A 283-nucleotide genomic window follows, 5' to 3' on the forward strand; every position below is an offset into this window, starting at 1 on the left:
ATGAAAGACACACCCAAAAGATCCTGAGTAAAAAGTAAAGCAATGAAAACCAAAGCCTCCCATTACTTCACGGTTTTGACACTTTTACTAATGTCATTTTCGGGAGTATTTGCCCAGGAGAATCCGCCGATTCCAATTGAAGTTGAAGTACGGAATGCACAGTTTCTCAATTTTGGAAAATTCACAGTTGGCCCGGCTGGTGGTACTGTGGTGATCGATCCCCTGGGAAGCAGAAGTTATACCGGCGATCTTTATCTACTGGGAAATGACTTTTCCTTTGCGA

At 43.1% G+C, this 283-nt stretch carries 1 protein-coding gene; it reads left to right on the plus strand.

Features of this window, described 5'->3' with window-relative positions; genetic code table 11:
* Positions 1 to 42 precede the first annotated feature (42 nt).
* The coding region (locus HC176_RS19310) for a DUF4402 domain-containing protein (RefSeq protein ID WP_167920580.1) at positions 43 to 283 on the plus strand (241 nt) is incomplete at its 3' end.

The sequence above is a fragment of the Tamlana crocina genome (assembly GCF_012037625.1).